Source organism: Globicatella sp. PHS-GS-PNBC-21-1553 (assembly GCF_033564055.1).
GTDB lineage: Bacteria > Bacillota > Bacilli > Lactobacillales > Aerococcaceae > Globicatella > Globicatella sulfidifaciens.
Genome location: NZ_CP085470.1, coordinates 2,462,620 through 2,482,086, shown reverse-complemented (window position 1 = coordinate 2,482,086; position 19,467 = coordinate 2,462,620). Strand labels below are relative to the sequence as shown.

The window sequence follows — 19,467 nt, the reverse complement described above, 5'->3', positions numbered from 1 at the left end:
AGGAAAAATATGAAACTTGAAACTTACCAAAACATTGTCAATGGTGAATTAGTTCACTCTGGTCATTCTTATCAGGAGTTAGCGAATCAATATGGAACACCTTTATATATTTTTGATGAAGCTAGTTTTCGCAAAAGAATAGAGTCTTATACAGCAAATTTTCACTCAGACTTGTTTGAGACACAAGTGCTATTTGCTTCTAAATCCTTATTGACGAAAGCGATAGCCAAAATCATCGCAGTATCACGTTTAGGACAGGACGTCGTTAGTGCTGGGGAGATCTTCGTTGGTTTAGCGGCCGGAGTGAAGCCTGATAAAATGTATTTTCATGGCAATAACAAATCGGATGAAGAGCTAGTGTATGCCTTACAAAATGAAGTAGGGACGATTGTATTAGATAATCGCATGGAGGCCAAACGCTTAGAGCAAATTGCTGAGAAACTGAATAAACGACCGAAAGTACTATTGAGAATTAATCCTGGTGTGGAAGCTCATACGCATCAATATATACAAACAGCTAGTTTAGACTCCAAATTTGGTGAAAGTATATTTGATGACCAAATTTTTGAACTCATTACCCAATTACATGAAAGTCAGTTTTTGAATTTTGTTGGATTTCATAGCCATATCGGCAGTCAAGTCTTTGATCGTGAGTCCTTTTTTAAAGCGTCATTGGCAATGATGGAATTTGCACAAACCTCACAAGAAAAAACGAATTATCCGATTACTGAAATCAATTTTGGTGGAGGTTTTGGAGTTTATTACACTCAAGAAGACCAGCCCTTCGAGATGGCTGAATTTTTACCTGAGTTTGTAAAATATATTGAAAAAGAAAGTGTCAGACTAGGTTTACAATTAAATAAAATTTGTATCGAACCTGGTCGCTCTTTAGTGAATGCTTCTGGCAGTACTTTATATCGGATTGGTGATTTAAAAGATACTGTAAGTGGCAAGCATTACCTTTTTATTGATGGCGGAATGAGTGATAATATTCGACCAGCGTTGTATCAGGCGCAATATGAAGCAGCCATTACCAATAAAATTACCGAACCCGCAACAATTGAGTATACTGTCGCCGGTAAAGCTTGCGAAAGTGGCGATAAATTAATTGAAAACATAACACTGCCACAAGCAGCAACAGGTGATTTATTATTAGTCAATGGAACCGGGGCATATAATTATACAATGGCTAGTAATTACAATCGACTCGCACGCCCAGCCATGATTCATATTGATGGCGCGCATCATCGATTAACCGTTAAGCGAGAAACGTTTGAAGATATGATGAAAAATGAATTGGATTAAGATATACATCCATTAACAGATTTAATACATTATTAAGCATTAAAATTACTTGAATAGCAGAATGATAAAAAACTGAAATATAAAAATTATGCTCAAAACGTAATAGAGTGATAGCCAAACCATTGGGACAATCTAATTAAAAGTTGAAAAACCATCGCCTTTAAAATAAGGGGATAAAATAGAAAAAAAGCAAAAAACGTTAAAAAGGCGCTAAAGTCTCTAAAAACTCTAATAACGCTAAAAAAGCAAAAAAGCTAACACGCTAAAAAAGCTAATATGTTCAAAACGCAACATTATTGAAAAAATACAGGAGGAAATAATAATGGAAATATTTAAAGGATCCGCAGTAGCATTGATTACACCATTTGATGAAACCGGCGCCATTGACTGGCCAGCTTTTGATGCATTGTTAACCTTCCATTTAGAAAATCAAACAGATGCATTAGTCATAACGGGAACGACTGGTGAAGTTTCTACATTGACAGACGAAGAACAAATTAATCTTATTAAACGTGCGGTTGAAGTAGTAGAAGGAAAAATTCCGATTATTGCCGGGACAGGTATTAATGATACAAGACATACCATTGAATTAAGTACTAAAGCAGAAGTAGCAGGAGCCGATGCCTTATTATTAGTGACGCCTTACTATAATAAAGCGAATCATCAGGGCATGTTATTGCATTTTACTAAAATTGCTGATGCTGTCTCGATTCCAATAATTTTATACCATGTGCCAGGTAGAACTGGGGCAACCTTAACAGTTGAACAAGTTGTTGAATTAGCGCAACATCCAAATATTGTAGCTATTAAAGATGCAACGGGCGATTTATCCTATACCAAAGCTTTAGCTGAACAAGTCGATTTAGATCAATTTGCTATTTATTCTGGCAATGATGACCTGATTTATGACATCTTGGCTTTAGGAGGCAAAGGCGTCATTTCGGTTTTAGCGAATATTTTACCACAAGAAACGCATCAAATATGTCAAAGTTATTTTGAAGGTGATACTGAGACATCACATAAATTACAAAATGATTATGCGAGATTAATTGATAGTTTATTCGTAGAAGTGAATCCCATTCCAGTTAAATATATGATGCATTTAATGGGGTATAACCAAAATACCTATCGTTTACCATTATGGGAACCGAGTGAACAAGTTAAAACAGAACTCGAAAGTTTGTTACCAGTAGTTAAGCATTATAAAAAGGGAGAGTAAAGATGAAAGTAATAATCATTGGATCTAGTGGCGCAATGGGACAAGCAATCATCCGATATGCCGACAGCACACAAGATATTGAAATTTATGCCGGATTACAAAAGAGTCCGGAAAAAGATGAATTATTTCCAGTTTTTTATAATTTTAAAGAGTTAGCAGAATATGTAGCAGGACAATCTATTAAACCTGATGTAGTCATTGATTTTTCTTCACCTGCATTAACTAACGAGTTGTTACAATTTGTGAAGGAACAACAATTACCTCTTTTACTAGCTACCACTGGTCTTTCTGACGACCAACTAGCTTTAGTAAAAGAGACTAGCAAATATGTACCTATTTTTGACACCAATAATACGAGTATCGGAGTGGCTGTCGTTCAAAAGACGATTTATCAATTAACCAAAACATTATATCCATTAGGCTATGATATTGAAATTATTGAAAAACATCATCGCTATAAAAAAGACGCTCCTAGTGGAACTGCACTAATGTTACTAGAAGCGGCACAACAAGCAATTGAAGAGACAACAGAAGTTATTTATGGTCGCAGTGGAATTGGAGAAGGGCGCCCACATTCAGAAATAGCGGTCCATGCAATTCGGGGTGGTGATATTGTAGGGGAACATATTGTTTTATTTGCCAATCATCATGAAGTCATTGAAATAAAACACCAGGCAAACAATAAAGAGTTATTTGTGCAAGGAGCCTTAGCTTGTTCTGAATTCTTATTACAACAAACCGCGGGTCTATATACCATGAGTGATTTGATGCGCTAGATAGGGAGTGGACCAGAAGTAGAAAATCAAATAATTTTCGCTTCGTCTACCCACCCCCGCACAGTTGGGAGTAGACCAAAAGTAGAAAATCGAATGATTTTCGCTTTGTCTGTCCACCCCCCAAAGTTGGGAGTGGACCAAAAGTAGAAAATCGAATGATTTTCGCTTTGTCTGTCCACCCCCGCACAGTTGGGAGTGGACCAAAAGTAGAAAATCAAATGATTTTCGCTTTGTCTGTCCACCCCCGCACAGTTGAGTAGGTCTCAAGCAAGTCATTAAGACGCAGGTTGAGACCACTCAACCACTGCGCTTTTAATTTAATAACAATAATTTGATTGATGAGTTTACCAAATTTATCTTTAACCTCATTAAGACGCAGATTGAGGCCACTCAACCACTGCGCTTTTAATTTAATAACAATAACCTGATTGAGTTTACCAAATTTATCTTTAACGTCATTAAGACGCAGATTGAGACCACTCAACCACTGCGCTTTTAATTTAATAACAATAACCTGATTGAGTTTACCAAATTTATCTTTAACGTCATTAAGACGCAGGTTGAGACCACTCAACCACTGCGCTTTTAATTTAATAACAATAACTTGATTGAGTTTACCAAATTTATCTTTAACCTCATTAAGACGCAGATTGAGACCACTCAACCACTGCGCATTTAATTACTGAGCAATAAGTTGATTGAATTTACCAAGTTGAGGACCAATCTCTTTAAGACGCAGTTTGAGGCCACTCAACCACTGCGCTATTAATTAACGAACAATAATTTTGACTAAATTTATCAAGTTTATGCCCAGCTTCATTGACGAGCTTGGAAAACTGAAGATTAGTATCATAATAAGAGGCATAAAACACGTAAGAAAGACGCTTGTTTTATGCCGTTTTTATGATGAAAGGGTTGCTAGCAATCACCTTTGAAAAACAGCTAGCTTTAAAATGGTGGAAAAATTAGCAGTGGGTCTTGTTTTACTTTTATTTAAAGACAGAGCGCGCTATGAATTAATTGCTAACTATTAAAGAAATAAAAATAAGATTGCATTAATAATAATTTTATAGTTCAATCTTGACTAGCTTTCTTGATAAAGATAAGATTGAAATGCCAATCAAATTATTATAATAAGGATGAACAAATAACTTATGAATAAGATAAAACAAACAGATTTTTATTTTCCATTTTTAAATGGGTATTTAATTTATGCGATTATCTCAATATTTACACAACAGCAATATGGTTTATACGGAAATTTAGATAATGATTTTTCTTTTTTGATGGTCATTATTAGTTGTTCAGTGATCACTGGGGGACTATTCTTATTTGAAAAACTATTTAAATTAGAAGCATGGCGTGAACGATTATTTATCATATTATTCATGCTCTTTTTTAATATTTTTGCTTTTATGAGTAAAAGTATGATGGTTACTTTAGGATCAATGTTAGTGCTATTTGTTGCTTATTTATATCGACGCCTCAATCAAAAAAGATATGGCGATATCTATTTATTGGGTATCATCCTGCTAATGCTAATGGACATTTATTTTATGTTCAATCCGTCAGAGGTTGCGATAGCGGAAAAATTTTTAGTTGAATTAACTAAGAATGATAAAAATATTTTGACGGTCATCCTGTCATCAAGTGTTTTATCAGGAACATTGTTATGCTTCAAAAATAAACTACGATGGTTACAAAAGTATAAAAGACACCTGCCAATGGTCGTGGGAATAATATTGGTGTTGCAAATTATCCTACTTTCAACCATCATGATAGCAAAAGTAAAGATATTTGAGACTCCGACTTTTGATATGGGAATCTTTACGCAAATGTTTGCCAATATGAAAAAGGGGCGGGACCGGTCACGACGCTTGAACGTGATCGTCTTTTATCTCATTTCTCAGTCCATTTTTCACCCATCCATTATTTATTATTGCCAATTTATTCTATATTACCTTATGCAGAAACGTTAGAAGTTAGTCAAATATTATTGGTTGCGTCTGGTGTTGTTCCGGTTTATTTAATTGCTAAACGCTTGTCTTTTAGTCAGACCTTTACCTATCTTTTACTATTAGTCTATTTATTATTCCCTAGTTTGACGACAGGACATTTGTATGACTATCACGAAAACTGTTTTTTAGCACCAATGCTGTTATGGTTATTCTACGCTGTTTTAATTGAGAATAAAGTTTTAATTGTTCTATTTACTATTTTAACTTTAATTATTAAGGAAGATGCTACGATTTATATTTTGAGTTTAGGGATTTATTTTCTATTCCAACAATCGTTTAACTTTAACAAATCAACGAAATGGACGATTGCGATCGTTTGTTTATTATTGCCATCCATTTATTTCGTCAGTGTCATTCATTATTTAGAAACGGTTGGTACCGGGGCGATGACATCACGTTTTGCTAATTTTATGATTGGTGATCAAGAAGGATTAAAATTTGCTGTGATGAACGCATTGAAAAATCCGGTCTATACGATTGCCAGTGTATTTACCTATCGCAAAACAATTTATTTAGTAACTTTATTATGCTCACTAGGGTTATTACCATTATTTCAAAAACATTTGATTAATTATGTACTGTTATTGCCATTATTAGTGATTAATTTATTGAGTGACTGGCCTTACCAAGTGGACTTATTTAAGCAGTATCATTATGGTTCTAGTACCTTGTTGTTTTTATTATTCATGATTGCTGTTTATGAAATGCTTAAAGATCAACGAAAGACTTTATCGTTGACGGCTAAAAGATTGCTAGTGTTTGCTCTTATTGTCTCTTCAGGATTACAAGTACGATTAGTATTACCTAAAATAGATAAATGGCAAACCTATCAAGAAAATCAAGTTCACTATGAGTCGATAAAGACTACTTTAGCTAACATACCAGCAACAGCTAAAGTCGCTTCCCTCTCTAATTACACAACAGCTCTAGCTGACCGCCATGAAGTATATGATCTTTTTTACCATAAAAATGGAGAGGTTGATCATGAGCTGGATTATATTGTATTTGAATATAACTTATTAAATAATAGCAGTAAGGAAGCTAAAATTGTCAATCGATATATGGAACAAGGGTATGTCAGCAGTGAGTTATCAAGTGATTTTATTTTAATTTTAGAAAAAGCCGATCAACCTCTTAATCAAGAATAGGATTGGACAAGCTAGACACTTATGTTAGCCAAAATTAGTTTCAGTCAAATAATGATGAGGAGTTCAGGGGACTTGAAAGGTATTTATCCATTAAATTTTATATTCTTTTTTTCTAGGGTAAAATATGGTAAAGTTTAATCATGGTAATTTTTTTCGAAAGGGGTAATTACAATGAAATTATCTGTAGTTATACCGATGTATAATGAAGAAGAAATGATTTTATTGACTCATGAAACAGTCAGTAAAGTGTTAACAGAAATAAGTCAAAAATTTAAAGCAGAACAAAATAAAGAAGTTGAATTAGAGTTTGTCTATATCAATGACGGTAGTAAAGATAAAACATTACCGTTACTAAAAAAAGTCGCTAATTCCGATAGTCGTGTAAAATATATTAGTTTTAGTCGCAATTTCGGTAAAGAGTCTGGGATATTAGCTGGCTTTCAATATGCAACTGGCGATGCAGTCGTTTTAATGGACGGCGATCTCCAACATCCACCTCAAGTAGTAGAAGAAATGTTAACAGGCTATTTTGAAGGGTATGATATCGTATCTGCTCGTCGATCACGAGAAGGAGAAGGCAAGATTGATTCCTTCTTTTCACAACACTTTTATAAAGTATTCAATAGTTTAATGGATGTCCATATTTCTGAAGGGGTCTCTGATTTTCGTCTCCTGAGTCGTAATGTTGTCGATTCTATTTTAAGCTTACCGGAGTATAATCGTTTTACCAAAGGCCTAGTGTCTTGGGTAGGGTATAAAGAAAAGATTATCGAGTATGAAAATCAGGTTCGTGAGGGCGGTTCAACTAAATTTGGCTTGAAGAATAAATTGAATTATGCGATCGATGCTTTTTTATCATTCAATGATAGACCTTTACGAATATGTGTCAATTTAGGATTAATTTGTGTCTCTTTAGGCGTATTATATTTATTATGGCATTTTATTATTTGGTTAATTGATCCGAGTCGTTTAATTAGCGGCTATTTCACCACTTTATTTGCGATTGTATTATTTGGTGGGGTGCAATTAATCTCGATTGGAATTTTAGGTGAATATATAGGAAAAATTTACTATGAGGTCAAAAGACGCCCGCACTTTATTGTAGAAGAAACTAATATTCAAGTAAAAGACAAGGAACTGAGATAGTGGAACAAATAACAAAAAAATTTAATCAATTATATCAAACGAAAAAAGGACTCTATATCCTAAGTTTTATTTTACCAATTGCGATTATGTTGGTCGTATGGGCCTTTATGGGAGTTTACCCATTTGGAGACGAAACCCTAATGTCAGTCGATTTTGGACAGCAATATATCGACTTCTTCCGTTTGTATAAACGGACACTTTGGACAGGGGATTTAAGTAATTTATTTTATTCATTTTCTAAATCAATTGGTGGCACGATGATTAGTAACTGGGCTTACTATTTAATGAGCCCATTTTATTTAATCTACGCGCTATTTCCAGCAGGTGAATTTCGCTTAGCAACGACTATCATTATTGGTTTACGTTATGGCTTTATTGCCTTATCATTCGCGCATTTACTCATTAAACGTTACAATGGTCATTTAAATGATCGTCGTTTCTTAGTGCCATTGTTGTCAACTGTTTATGCCTTAGCAGGATTTTTAGTGGCTTATCAAATGAATATCATTTTTTACGATGGGATGATCATGTTACCATTGGTCATTTTAGCCCTAGAAGAAGTATTAGACGGTGGCAAAGGATATAAATTTGCGTTAATCATTGCCTTAACTTTATTCTTACAATATTATATGGGCTACATGATTTGTTTATTCGTTATCTTATATACGATATTTTATATGTCGAGTCGCCAATTATTCAGTAAAACTTCCTTATTACGTATTTTAAGAGCGGCCATCTATGCTATCTTAGGGGCAGGGATGGTGATGTGGTTATTATACCCTGTTTTTATGGACTTATTAATTTCTAAAGGGGCATATGGTAGTAAATTAACCTTCGAATGGAAGATGCAAATTAATCCACTAGATGCTTTGGCGAAATTAATGATTGGTGCTTTTGACAGTCAATCGTGGCCAGCAGGACCTAATTTACCCAATATCTTTGTCGGTAGTTTAGGATTATTTGGGACGGGTGTATTCTTTGCGAATCGCTCCATCTCTAAAAAACAAAAAATAGCGGCTGTATTTGTTTTTGCAGTCTTTTTCATTTCAATTGTCAATTTATTTTTCAATAAAATTTGGCATATGGGTCAAACACCGGCTGGCTTCTTTTATCGATTCTCATGGATTATTTCATTCTTTATGGTCTTATTAACTTATCGTGGCCTTCATAATTGGCGCAGTGTCAGTTGGCCATTAGTGATGGTTTCATCGGCCTTTATCTATTTAGCCGCTGAATGGACCTATTCAAATGAATTTTCATTTTTCAATTTTGATGCAACGAGTGAAGTAGTGCCATTATTGGAAAATTATTTAGCATTAATTTTACGAGTGTTAATCGTGTTGTTTATATTCTCATTGTACAAATACCGTCATATTGGACGACAACGATTAATATCAATGATAGGTGGTTCAGTCCTAATCTTTATTGCCGTTTCACTATTAAATCATTTTGGTTATTTAGTTAAATTACAAACCTTATCACTTGCGATTTGGATTTTTGTACTTTTCGTTTTAGCTTTTGGTTTTAAAAAATCAAGTTATTTAGTGATTAGTTTACTCACAATTTTTGAATTAGGACTTAATGCTTATATCGTTCAAAGTCGAATGAATTATGACGATGCCTCAAAATTCAGAGATGCACAATTATCCGTTTTACCGGTAATTGATTTAATTCGCCCAAGTAAGGAGGGGGAATTTTACCGTATTAATAAAATGTTTGAGCGAAGTAAAAATGATCCCTTCATGTTTGATTATCCTGGTATGACTCATTTTAGTTCAAATATGGAACGATCCACCTTGAATTTCATGACAGCAGTAGGAGATTCAGGCAGTAATGCTTCGAGCTTCTATGGTAACGGAACCGCCTTTATGGACGCTTTCTACGGCATTCGTTATGTAGTAGATTACCAAGATTATACGAATGAGGATGTCCAACAATATCCTAATCGTCGTTTCTTTAATCGTAATTCTACTCGCAGCGATTTACTTGATTATTATCAATTGTATTGGGAAGATGAGCGCTTTAAAATATACGAGAATCAGAATGTATTGCCAATAGCTTTTGGTGTCAATGAACAGACCGTGAATTTAGAAATACATCCTAACCAAGTTGCCCATACGAATAATCAAATTCTATCGGCCATCAGTGGTCAGGAATTACAAGTCTTTAAATCATACCTATTTGAAAATATTGAATTAACCAATGTTAAAAAAGAGGAAACGGCTTCTGGTAAGGTTATCTATAAGAAAATCGATGAAAGCCAAAAAGGTGAAATTAAATTTACCTTTACGCCACAAACAGATGCGACCTATTATATTAACGCGCCTTTAGCCTTAAAACGTCAAAAAGGTGGTAAGACTGAAATTAAGTTGAATGGTCGTTGGTATGATTATCAACATTCATTTGATGGTCAGCAATTATGGAATATTGCCAATAAACAAAAAGGCCAAACACAAGAAATGGTCTTAACGTTAGGCACGACGAAGGAACTTGATTTAACAGATATGTACGTCATTACAGCTGATCAAAGCATTAGTGAACAAATTATCGCACATCGTAAACAACAAGGGATGAATGTGACCGAGTGGGGGAATACCTTTATGAAAGGGACGGTTAATATTACTGATGATAGTCGTTATATGATGACTTCGATTCCCTATAATCAAGGTTGGACCGTGACCGTTGATGGCCAAGAAGTGCCAATCAAAGAGACCTGGGGTGCTTTTATTTCATTCCCAATTACTAAAGGAACTCACGAAATCGAAATGAAGTTTACACCAGACGGTTGGAGTATTGGTTGGATGATAACAGGTCTTTCAATTTTTAGCTTGATAGTGTATAGTTTACTAGAGAAAAATAAAAGAAAGCCTGTGGTAAATAGATGAGAAATTTATTCGAACAAATTATTAAATTCGGTATCGTAGGCGTCATTGCAACGGTAATTGATTGGATAATTTTTTATACTTTATTTAATGCATTTGGAGTGTGGTATATTTTAGCGAAATTTTTCGCTTTTGTCATTGCGACCATCTTTAATTATTATTTAAGTATGAAATATGTTTTTGTTAGTAAATATTCAGAAACAGAAAAAGGCCGTGAATTTCAATTGTTTGTATTATTAAGTGTCATCGGCATGTTGATTACTTTAGCTTTATTATGGTTTACAGTTGAGATATTAGGGATTAATGCCAATTATGCTAATATAATGGTCGCTGTTGTAGTGATGTGTATCAACTTTGCCATGAGAAAAATTTGGTTAGAACAAAAATAGATTGGTAACTCGATTAATAAAAGAAAGTAGAATAACACTGAAATGGTTTTATTTTAGGAGCTGAACGGTTAAGGAAACTCCTTAATGAGTAGCAGGCTGGTTATTCAAAATCGATTGTTAATCGAGTTTTTATTTGATAAAGGGCGATGGAATTTATTTGAAAATGAATGTAAAATATAGGCAATCACCATTTAATTATTTGGGTGATTTACAGAAGCGGTCAATTGAATTTTTATCAGCTAAATTGGATGTAGAAGGTGAAGGATTGGAAGAGAAAAATAAAACTTATGGATTATTAACGGCTATTGCGATGATTGTTGGAACCGTAGTGGGATCGGGAATTTATTTTAAAGCAGATGATATTTTGTCATTTACCGGGGGCAATGTTACCTTAGGAGTCCTAGTTATTTTATTAGGTGCTGTTAACATTGTTTTTGGAAGTTTAACGTTGGCACAATTAGCATTAAGAACCACTACTAGTGGTGGACTGGCCGGGTATGCTGAAATATACTATAATCAGACCTTTGCCACTGTCATAGGCTTGTTCCAGTCCTTTATCTATATCCCCGTCATCACAACGGTGGTCACTTGGGTCGCTTCGTCCTATACATTAAGCTTATTGAAGCCCGATGCCAGTTTTGAAGCTGAAATTATATTAACGATTGTTTACTTATTTATTATTGCAATCATGAACTATTATTCGAAACAATTAGCCGGATTTTTTCAAAGCCTTTCAACCTTTATCAAAGTCATTCCGTTAATTATTATTATGATAATGGGGTTAATTTGGCATCAACCGATACCAGCAATTCCTTCTAATTTACCAATCGTTGAGCCAAGAGATGTTGGCTTTGGATGGTTAGCAGCTTTAGTTCCTTTAGCATTTACCTTTGATGGTTGGAATGTGGTCACGAATATTGCACCAGAATTAAAAAATGCGAAACGTAATTTACCATTGGCTTACATACTAGGACCTATTTTTATTTTAGTCTTATATGTCAGTTATTTTGTCGGCCTAAATAATATTTTAGGCGAAACGTTTATTTTATCGACGGGTAACAATTCAGTTAATTTTGCGTTTAATATGATCTTTGGTAGAGCTTTGGGGAATGTATTCATTATTATTGTGATTATTTCAGTTTTAGGAGTGGCCAATGGCATGTTTCTAGCCAATATTCGTTTACCTCAAGCAATGGCTGAAAAAGGGTGGTTAAAGTCAGAAGCAATAAAAAAATTACATCCACAACATCAATTGTCAACGCATTCTACACTTTTAGTAATGGTGATCAATCTTCTTTGGTTAGTGATTCACTACTTTGTTTTTAAATATCAATGGTTGCCTAATTCAGATATTTCAGAAAGTGCCGTGGTCTTTAATAATTTATGCTTATTGCCGATTTATTACTTAGTCTTCCAACTATATAAAAAAGGGCAGATTAAAAATAAATTTTTTGGAATTATCGCACCATTATTTGCGAGTTTAGGTATTTTAGTAATCGTACTTGGTAATTTTATTTTAAATTTTAAAGCGGCCTTGATTACATCGATAGTGGGGATTTTATTTATATTGTTATTTTGGTCATACGCTAAGCGACAACAAAACTACCAACCGTGATAAAGGGGTGAGGTTGGACAAATACTTTGAAAATTTCATTAGTTCCAATTTTTTATAGTGTCGTGGTTGAGGAAACTCAAATTGCGCCTTCAAGAGGCTGACTATAGGTGAGGCATAAACCGGATAAATATTAGTTAAGTTATTGTTTGTTAATTAAGAGCGCAGAGGTTGAGTGGCTTCAAATTGTGCGGGGTGTGGGCAATGGACGTGATAATCTAACGATTTTCTACTTCCTCTGCCCAGTTTCTTTATATCAGATAATGTGATTATATTAACTACAATTATTTTTTAAAAATGTACTTGCAATTGATAACTTAGAGGTATATAATATAATCTTGTAACGGGCTGTTAGCTCAGTCGGTAGAGCAACTGACTCTTAATCAGTGGGTCGCGGGTTCGATCCCCTCACAGCCCAGTCATAGCACAAAAGCCAATTTGACTATAATTGACTTTTGTGCTTTTATGTACTATAATAAAGACATAATATTAAGGGGATGTCATGGTTTCGACAGGTATTGTTCGAGCTAATGACGCGTCAGGAAGGCAGCGACTTCCTAAAAACGCTACAGTTAAATATAACTGCAAACAATCAAAACAATAATTTCGCTTTAGCAGCCTAAAAACCTGCAGCGAAGATCACCCTGGTATCGCCCATGTACTCAGATCGTGGTCTCAAATTTAGTGGGATACGTTTTAACTTTCCGTCTGTAAGTTAAAAAAGAGATTATCAGACTCGCGATAGCGGATGCCTGTTTGTCGGCTATGCAGTAGCTAAATCTTAAATGGATAAACTATTGACGTAGACTCGTTTGTGACGAGATATTTGGACAGGGGTTCGAATCTCCTCATCTCCATACTTATTTTCATAAAAACATTGATTTATCAACCTTTTCATACACGAAATGAAAACAAGGTAGCGAACCACCACCGAACTTTAGTGGGAAAGTGAAAGACTACCCTCATAAAAACTAAAAAAAGGTGTGAGTCAAATGAGAAAAATCAATAGCAATTCACAGGAGCTTTTCTTAAAAAAGTTAGAAGAAAAAGAAATAGAAATTCCAAAGCATCAAGCGATAAGCAATCAGGTAGGACCAACTATATTATCACTATTCGAGTATAAACTTGTTCCTATTATGAAATTCAAAGGTCTTAGACCAAGAACTATTCAAGATTACAGAGATGAGATTATTCGCTTTGAGAAGTATACAGGTGTGAATCAAGTCATCCACCTTAGTAAGAATGCCATCATTGATTATGTGTCTTATGGTGATGTTAGCCAATTAACAAGAAATAATAGATTGAAGCGGATGAAAGCAATTCTTAACTACATGAAAAAGGAAAACCTCATTCAAACCAATGACTGGTGGAGCGAACTTAGAATGAAAGTTGATGAGAAAGTTAAGGAAGGTGCCACTCAAGCTGATATAGATGCTTATTTGAAAGTAATCGACTTTAACACTTATGTTGGAGTTAGAGATGCCTTGGCATTGCTGTTGATGTGGGAAACAGGGTTAAGGGTTGGAACAGTGACACAGCTAACTGAATCAATGATAGACTTTAATGCTAATATAATTCGCTTCCCAGGCTATACTTTAAAGAATGGACGCAATCATGTTGTTCCAATCAATAGTAGGGTCAAAAGCTTGTTGGAGATAATCATTCAGGAAAACAAGACACTCAAAGCTGAAACAGGTAAAGAAACTGATTATGTCTTTTTAACCATTGAAGGTAATGATTGTATTGGTGAGGGTGGTAAGAACTCACCATTGGCCAAAAGCATATCCAAACGGGCTAGAAAACATGGGTTAGACAAGATTAGAGCCCATAACCTTAGAAGAGGGTTTGCAAATAACTTAAGAGCTCATGGGGTGGATATAGCGACTATCTCGAAAGCTTTAGGGCATCAGGACCTTTCAACTACAACCAGATATTTATATGTGGACGAAGAAGAACAGCTAAGAGCAATTAATGATGTGTACGGAGACAATTGGTATAACCAATAATGCGAAAATAAAATTAAATATAAAAATGAAGTGCCATAAAAGAGCGATTTGATGATTCTTTTTTGGCACTTTTTTTACATTTTTTGACACTTTTTGGGTAGGTTTTTGTAAAATTAAGAATAAAATAGCTTACATTTTTTGACACTTTTTGGGTTGAAAAATGTATAAATAGACCCCTGTCGCCAAAAGTAATAATAATAATTCTAGCGACAGGGGGTGTCCTTAAAAGTTCTATATTTAATTCTCTCGACACCCCCCTGTCGCCAGAAGTATCTATTTTGCGTGTAACAGCATAAATTAAGATACCCTTATATTAAGATACCCTTAAATAAAGATATAAATATTGCTCGCTGGGGCGAGCAAGTGTTCACTCATTTTTTATTTTTGGGTGAGGTATACTCCACATCACTTGTATCTTATCTTCCCAAACTAATCATTAACACTCTTCCTTATTATCCCCATCAAAATTCCATCAAATTCCCATCACATTCCCACACCATCCATTCTAAATCATTCCAACATCCTTTAAATTTGGCATCAGTAAGTGAAAAATAATTGGTGCAAAAATTGGTTAAAATACCCCCTGTCGCCAAAAGTTCTATATTTACTTCTCTCGACAGGGGGTGTCGCTAAAAGTAATAATAATTTTTTTAAGGACAGGGGCCTGTCGCCAGAAGTAATAATAGTTCCTGTAACAGCACAAATTAAGATACCCTATAATTAAGATACCCTATATATTAAACTATAAATATTGCTTCGCCAAAGGCTCGCAAATGTGCACTTTTTAAATTTGGGTAAGGGATGAGTCTCACATCACTTTTATACTGGTTTCCAAACCACCTAAAAATAATTTAAAAAAGTTTTCAAAAATATGGTGCACTTTTGCTGCTCAAAACGTATTAGTAATAGGGAGGTAGAAAGTAATTTTTAAAATAACCCCAAAAAAGAAAATTCACTCATATAATTTGAAAATTTTATTTTCAGTAATTTCATAGTGTTTTCATGATTTTCTGAAAAAAATAAAAAAGTTTTCAAAAAAGCGGTGTATTTTTTCATCGAAAAATGTATAATAGATGGAGGGGTAAGAGTAATTTTTATTATTTGAAACACTTTCACAAAAATATCAAAAAAATTATTAATAAGGAGAGTAAACAACATGGCAAAACAAGGAATGAATAAGAATGACTTTATCATGCAAAATTTAAAGAATTTAGAAGGGCAGTTAGCGAACCAACAATCAAATGAGGTAGATGCTAATGCATACATTTCAATCGGGCAAAAAGGATTCATACAATCAAGATTAGTGGATGGAGTGAAAACCAATCTATTTGACTCATATCATGACATTGCAACTTTGGTTGTGTTGAGCAGCTTTAACAGACAAGACATGAATGGGATGTATTTGAAAACATTTCAGGTGACACCATTAATGATTTGTCAAAGATTTGGATTTAAATATGAATCAAAGAATTTGAAGATTGTTATTGAATCTTTAGAGAACTTGAAAGAGAACGGAGTTATTGGAGTCATTGACCTTGAAACCAACAAATGCCTAGAAGGTAAAATCACCAAAAACACTAGAATGATGGTCGTCCAAGAATTAAGCAAGAACAAAATCATGGGTACCGATGGGGATGATGTGAGAATTTATTCCTCAATGTTGAACGATTACTTTGACATCGTAGTTAATGGTACGAAGCATTCAGATGATGAGAAATATCGCCTTTTAGCCACCTATGCGACACTTGCAACAAGAATGAATCCATTTGACCAAGAGACCAATAAAGAGGCTTCAAACCCGTTTAAAACCTTCCTAGGAGCGATGCAAGCTATTAGTTTTGAAAGCCATGTTAATGGTGGTGCAGTCTCAAAACAATCGAGACAAACTTTTGACAATTATGCGACTAAGCTTGTTGAGTTGGGAATCTTAAGCCGAGTGGCTGTTAATAGAACATTAGCAGATAATTATCAGATTTCTTACTATTACAGTAAAAGACACGAGCAAGAAGCTTTAAGAGCTTTTGTGAGAACTAATTTAGAGCAAAGCAACTTACATCAGCTTGAACAATATGAATATCTATTAATAAGAAAGGTATGGAGTGTTGAGGAGTTGAATGGTGGAATCAAGAAGGATGTTGAAGAAAAAGATACTACAACCGATGAAGTAATCGAAGAACCAAAACAAAAACAACAACCAAAACAACAATCAAAACAACAATCAAAACCAAAACAACCAAAACAAAAACCTACATTAAAAGTGATTAGTAGAGTTGATGAAGTGGAAGAAGAATATAAGAAAGTTAATGGCTATGAAGATTTTGAAGATAATTGGGAGAAATTAGTAGTTAACCCAGATGAACCAGAGTATTTCTTTGAAGAAGAGGATGAAGAATGGGATAAGGTTCTCATGGAATTTATAGAGGGGTAATAAATGATGAAAAAAGAAAGATATTATTTAGATGAAGAATATACGGAGTTAGTTGCAAAACTTCAAGATGAGTATGGCATTCAATCAATAGGATATGATGAAGAACGATTTAGCTATGTATTTGCTGAGCCAGTTGATTGGATATTAGAAGCTGATGATTTTGAAATTAATGAAGAAGATTTTAGTTATTAAATGATAATATAAATAGGGAGAATGATGAATATGACAAATAATGAAATGATTGAAAAAGTGTTTAATAATTGGTTCGATTTAAAGGCTTTAAGAAACAAAAATTTGGACCTAAGGTTCATCATTAAGAATGAGTACCTAGCCATTCAGTGTGGTGAAACGTATACTAAACGAAATTGGCAAATGAGCTATAACAGCTTCATGGGGTTGTACATTAGCAAATGCTGGGAGGTGATGCTTGAATTTAAGGCTACTACAGACGAGTGGGAACAAATCTATATGGACACCTTAGATGGCACTGAAACAGCTGGTAAAGCTCAAGAATTGAGTAAATTTCTGTATTCTAGGGTTGGTTGGGCAGTCTTAAGAGACTATGATGACAGTCACAGTATTAGAGTCCGAAATGGTGATGTGAGAGCTAGGGTAAGTATTGACAGTGTGAATTTCAGTCAATTGGAGAATGGGCAAGGGTATCTGGATTTAGATAGTTTGATTGACCAAGAAGTTTATGCTGAATCTGAATATCAGCAAAGTTTTATTGCTGAATGGTTTGCAGAAAACAAGGATAAGATTTTAACAGATAGCCAGATTGAGTTTTTAGCTTCATTAGAGGAAGCGAATTATCTGTTGATAGATGATGAAGCAGACAATGAAGAATTGGAAAGAATAATCAAGACAAACAGAAAGAACATTGATAGCAAACTACAGAGAATAGCTAAAAGAATCATTGATGCTTTTGTTAAAGATTATCCAGAATTTGAGGGTCAATTAAATGATAAACCAAGATTAAGAAGTAAATTGATTGAACTTGCAGATGGTGTTAAGTACGCTAAAATCATTGATTTACTGGGACATCCAGTTGCAGATGAGGAAGCAATATAAATATATTGATGTAACAATATTGTATCAAAAAGTAATGGTACTGGGTCCTATTATGTTATGAAGGGCGATTTAGCCCACATATTTTTGAGATTAAATGTAAGCGGTTACAAGATATGATAAAGAGGAGAATGATTTATGCGAGAATACGGTTTTTATAAATGTTACAGCTGGAGATTAAAGAATTGGTTAAAGGCCAATGGAGTGAGCTTCATTAACAAAGGGTTCAATGAAGATACACAAAGTCCGTTTTGGATATTTGAGATTGATGATGAATTGAGTGAATTGTTAAAGATTTGGTCGCAGCAATATAATGAAAAAGTATAACAATTAAAACAAAAGAAAAAATAAATAATAAATAATATTAATACGACAGGATTTTAAATGATTTGTGAGAGAGAGTGAGAGAGTTCATTTTTAATCCTCTAATTAACTGGAGGAAAATAAAATGAATTATTTAGATTTTTTAGGTTTAGTGGCTAGTGAAGAGTTTAAAGCAGAAAAATATGAACATGTTTATCATCAAGCGATGGAACAGCTATACGATTATGGCAACATTATCAGCCTCTTTGATGATTTAATGAAAGAATTTGGGAGAGTTCCTAGCAAAACTGAATATGTTGAAGTTGGGGTTGAGCGAGCTAAGGAATTCTTTACAAGCCAACCAACTCAATGGCTGTATAAAGAAAAAATCCATTACACTTTTGAATGGAATGAACACTTGAAAGATGCTGTTAAGGCGAGATTGGGAAGAACTTATAGCTCTTATTTAATTGAGGAACAAGTTAAAGTATATCTTAAGAGCCATTTTAATTGTAAAATTGCATCCAATCAATACATTGACATGAACTTTGGTGTTGATGTTGTGGTGAAACACGAAGGGAAGCTTTATTACATTCACATAGCCAAGAACAGTCAAGCTTCTAAAAGGATGTTAAAAGAGAAGAAAAATAGAAAATCTTACATCCCTAAAGATGGCAAGAAATGTTACTGGACCAGAGATTGGGGTTCAGCACATCATTTGTTGCTTTTCAATGATGTTGATAGCGATAGAATGAAAGAGATTAATGGTAACTTGCTATTTGATGAGAGATATTTAGAAAAGTATTTTGAAGAACTATTTGCGAATGCTGATTATGATTTGGCTGATGAAACAAGTGAAATTTGGAAATTTAAAGAATTCTTAAGAAAGAATAAAATTAAATAGGAGAATGATGAATATGGATACATTAAATTTATTTTTATTGGGTTTTAACTTAGGTATGTTAGGTTTGCTGGTTGGGCAATTTTACAAGCATTATCAGATTAACCTTAAGTACGAAAAAGAAGTTGAGAGACTGAGAGATGAAATCTCTGGGAAATTGAATAAATAATTAAAGGCTGCATCCAATATCAATTGGGTGTGAATCAGAGTTACTGAGCCCCCTTTCAGTGGTTGTGATTTGCATTTTTACACGCAAAAACCCTTTC

Annotated in this window: 17 protein-coding genes, 1 tRNA gene and 1 other RNA gene; 18 read left to right on the top strand and 1 reads right to left on the bottom strand. The window is 34.2% G+C overall.

Annotated elements, in window-relative coordinates:
• Positions 1 to 9: 9 nt before the first annotated feature.
• The 3 genes from lysA to dapB all read left to right on the top strand — a co-directional run bounded on the left by lysA (position 10) and on the right by dapB (position 3,300).
• A complete protein-coding gene (gene lysA, locus LB888_RS11825) occupies positions 10 to 1,305 on the top strand; it encodes a diaminopimelate decarboxylase (protein WP_318753073.1) in 1,296 nt (431 codons plus the stop codon).
• 322 nt (positions 1,306 to 1,627) lie between these two features.
• Positions 1,628 to 2,524, top strand: coding sequence for a 4-hydroxy-tetrahydrodipicolinate synthase (gene dapA / locus LB888_RS11820; RefSeq protein ID WP_318753072.1), 897 nt, complete (start codon positions 1,628 to 1,630; stop codon positions 2,522 to 2,524).
• 2 nt (positions 2,525 to 2,526) lie between these two features.
• Positions 2,527 to 3,300 (top strand): 4-hydroxy-tetrahydrodipicolinate reductase, encoded by a 774-nt coding sequence (gene dapB / locus LB888_RS11815; protein WP_276934286.1) that lies wholly within the window; start codon positions 2,527 to 2,529, stop codon positions 3,298 to 3,300.
• A gap of 214 nt (positions 3,301 to 3,514) precedes the next feature.
• Here the strand turns inward: dapB and LB888_RS11810 are convergent, their stop codons facing one another.
• Positions 3,515 to 3,964 (bottom strand): hypothetical protein, encoded by a 450-nt coding sequence (locus LB888_RS11810; RefSeq protein ID WP_318753071.1) that lies wholly within the window; start codon positions 3,962 to 3,964, stop codon positions 3,515 to 3,517.
• Positions 3,965 to 4,454: 490 nt separating this feature from the next.
• Here LB888_RS11810 and LB888_RS11805 point away from each other — a divergent pair, with 490 nt between their 5' ends.
• The 15 genes from LB888_RS11805 to LB888_RS11735 all read left to right on the top strand — a co-directional run bounded on the left by LB888_RS11805 (position 4,455) and on the right by LB888_RS11735 (position 19,370).
• On the top strand, positions 4,455 to 5,279 hold the full coding sequence (locus LB888_RS11805; protein WP_318753070.1) for a hypothetical protein: 825 nt from the start codon (positions 4,455 to 4,457) through the stop codon (positions 5,277 to 5,279).
• Positions 5,240 to 6,466, top strand: coding sequence for a DUF2079 domain-containing protein (locus LB888_RS11800; RefSeq protein ID WP_318753069.1), 1,227 nt, complete (start codon positions 5,240 to 5,242; stop codon positions 6,464 to 6,466). The genes LB888_RS11805 and LB888_RS11800 overlap by 40 nt, the downstream gene beginning before the upstream one ends.
• A gap of 171 nt (positions 6,467 to 6,637) precedes the next feature.
• Complete coding sequence (gene pgfS / locus LB888_RS11795) at positions 6,638 to 7,612, top strand: glycosyltransferase PgfS (protein WP_311919858.1); 975 nt, start codon at positions 6,638 to 6,640, stop codon at positions 7,610 to 7,612.
• Positions 7,612 to 10,497: a YfhO family protein gene (locus LB888_RS11790; protein ID WP_318753068.1), complete on the top strand. Its 2,886-nt coding sequence runs from the start codon at positions 7,612 to 7,614 to the stop codon at positions 10,495 to 10,497. Before pgfS ends, LB888_RS11790 begins: the two co-directional genes overlap by 1 nt.
• Positions 10,494 to 10,883, top strand: a complete 390-nt coding sequence (locus LB888_RS11785; protein WP_318753067.1) for a GtrA family protein — start codon at positions 10,494 to 10,496, stop codon at positions 10,881 to 10,883. The genes LB888_RS11790 and LB888_RS11785 overlap by 4 nt, the downstream gene beginning before the upstream one ends.
• Before the next feature lie 163 nt (positions 10,884 to 11,046).
• A complete protein-coding gene (locus tag LB888_RS11780; RefSeq protein ID WP_318753066.1) occupies positions 11,047 to 12,498 on the top strand; it encodes an APC family permease in 1,452 nt (483 codons plus the stop codon).
• Between the two features lie 342 nt (positions 12,499 to 12,840).
• Positions 12,841 to 12,913, top strand: a tRNA-Lys gene (locus tag LB888_RS11775).
• A 75-nt stretch (positions 12,914 to 12,988) separates the two neighbouring features.
• Positions 12,989 to 13,355, top strand: a transfer-messenger RNA (tmRNA) gene (gene ssrA / locus LB888_RS11770).
• 132 nt (positions 13,356 to 13,487) lie between these two features.
• Complete coding sequence (locus tag LB888_RS11765) at positions 13,488 to 14,501, top strand: site-specific integrase (protein ID WP_318753065.1); 1,014 nt, start codon at positions 13,488 to 13,490, stop codon at positions 14,499 to 14,501.
• Positions 14,502 to 15,657: 1,156 nt separating this feature from the next.
• Positions 15,658 to 16,929 carry a hypothetical protein gene (locus LB888_RS11760; protein ID WP_318753064.1) on the top strand — a complete coding sequence of 424 codons (1,272 nt, stop codon included), beginning with the start codon at positions 15,658 to 15,660 and terminating at the stop codon, positions 16,927 to 16,929.
• Positions 16,930 to 16,935: 6 nt separating this feature from the next.
• On the top strand, positions 16,936 to 17,121 hold the full coding sequence (locus LB888_RS11755; protein ID WP_318753063.1) for a hypothetical protein: 186 nt from the start codon (positions 16,936 to 16,938) through the stop codon (positions 17,119 to 17,121).
• 231 nt (positions 17,122 to 17,352) lie between these two features.
• Positions 17,353 to 18,000, top strand: a complete 648-nt coding sequence (locus LB888_RS11750; RefSeq protein WP_318753062.1) for a hypothetical protein — start codon at positions 17,353 to 17,355, stop codon at positions 17,998 to 18,000.
• A gap of 135 nt (positions 18,001 to 18,135) precedes the next feature.
• Positions 18,136 to 18,324, top strand: coding sequence for a hypothetical protein (locus LB888_RS11745; protein WP_318753061.1), 189 nt, complete (start codon positions 18,136 to 18,138; stop codon positions 18,322 to 18,324).
• 121 nt (positions 18,325 to 18,445) lie between these two features.
• Complete coding sequence (locus LB888_RS11740; RefSeq protein WP_318753060.1) at positions 18,446 to 19,204, top strand: hypothetical protein; 759 nt, start codon at positions 18,446 to 18,448, stop codon at positions 19,202 to 19,204.
• 13 nt (positions 19,205 to 19,217) lie between these two features.
• Positions 19,218 to 19,370 (top strand): hypothetical protein, encoded by a 153-nt coding sequence (locus LB888_RS11735; RefSeq protein ID WP_318753059.1) that lies wholly within the window; start codon positions 19,218 to 19,220, stop codon positions 19,368 to 19,370.
• The last annotated feature ends 97 nt before the right edge of the window (positions 19,371 to 19,467 follow it).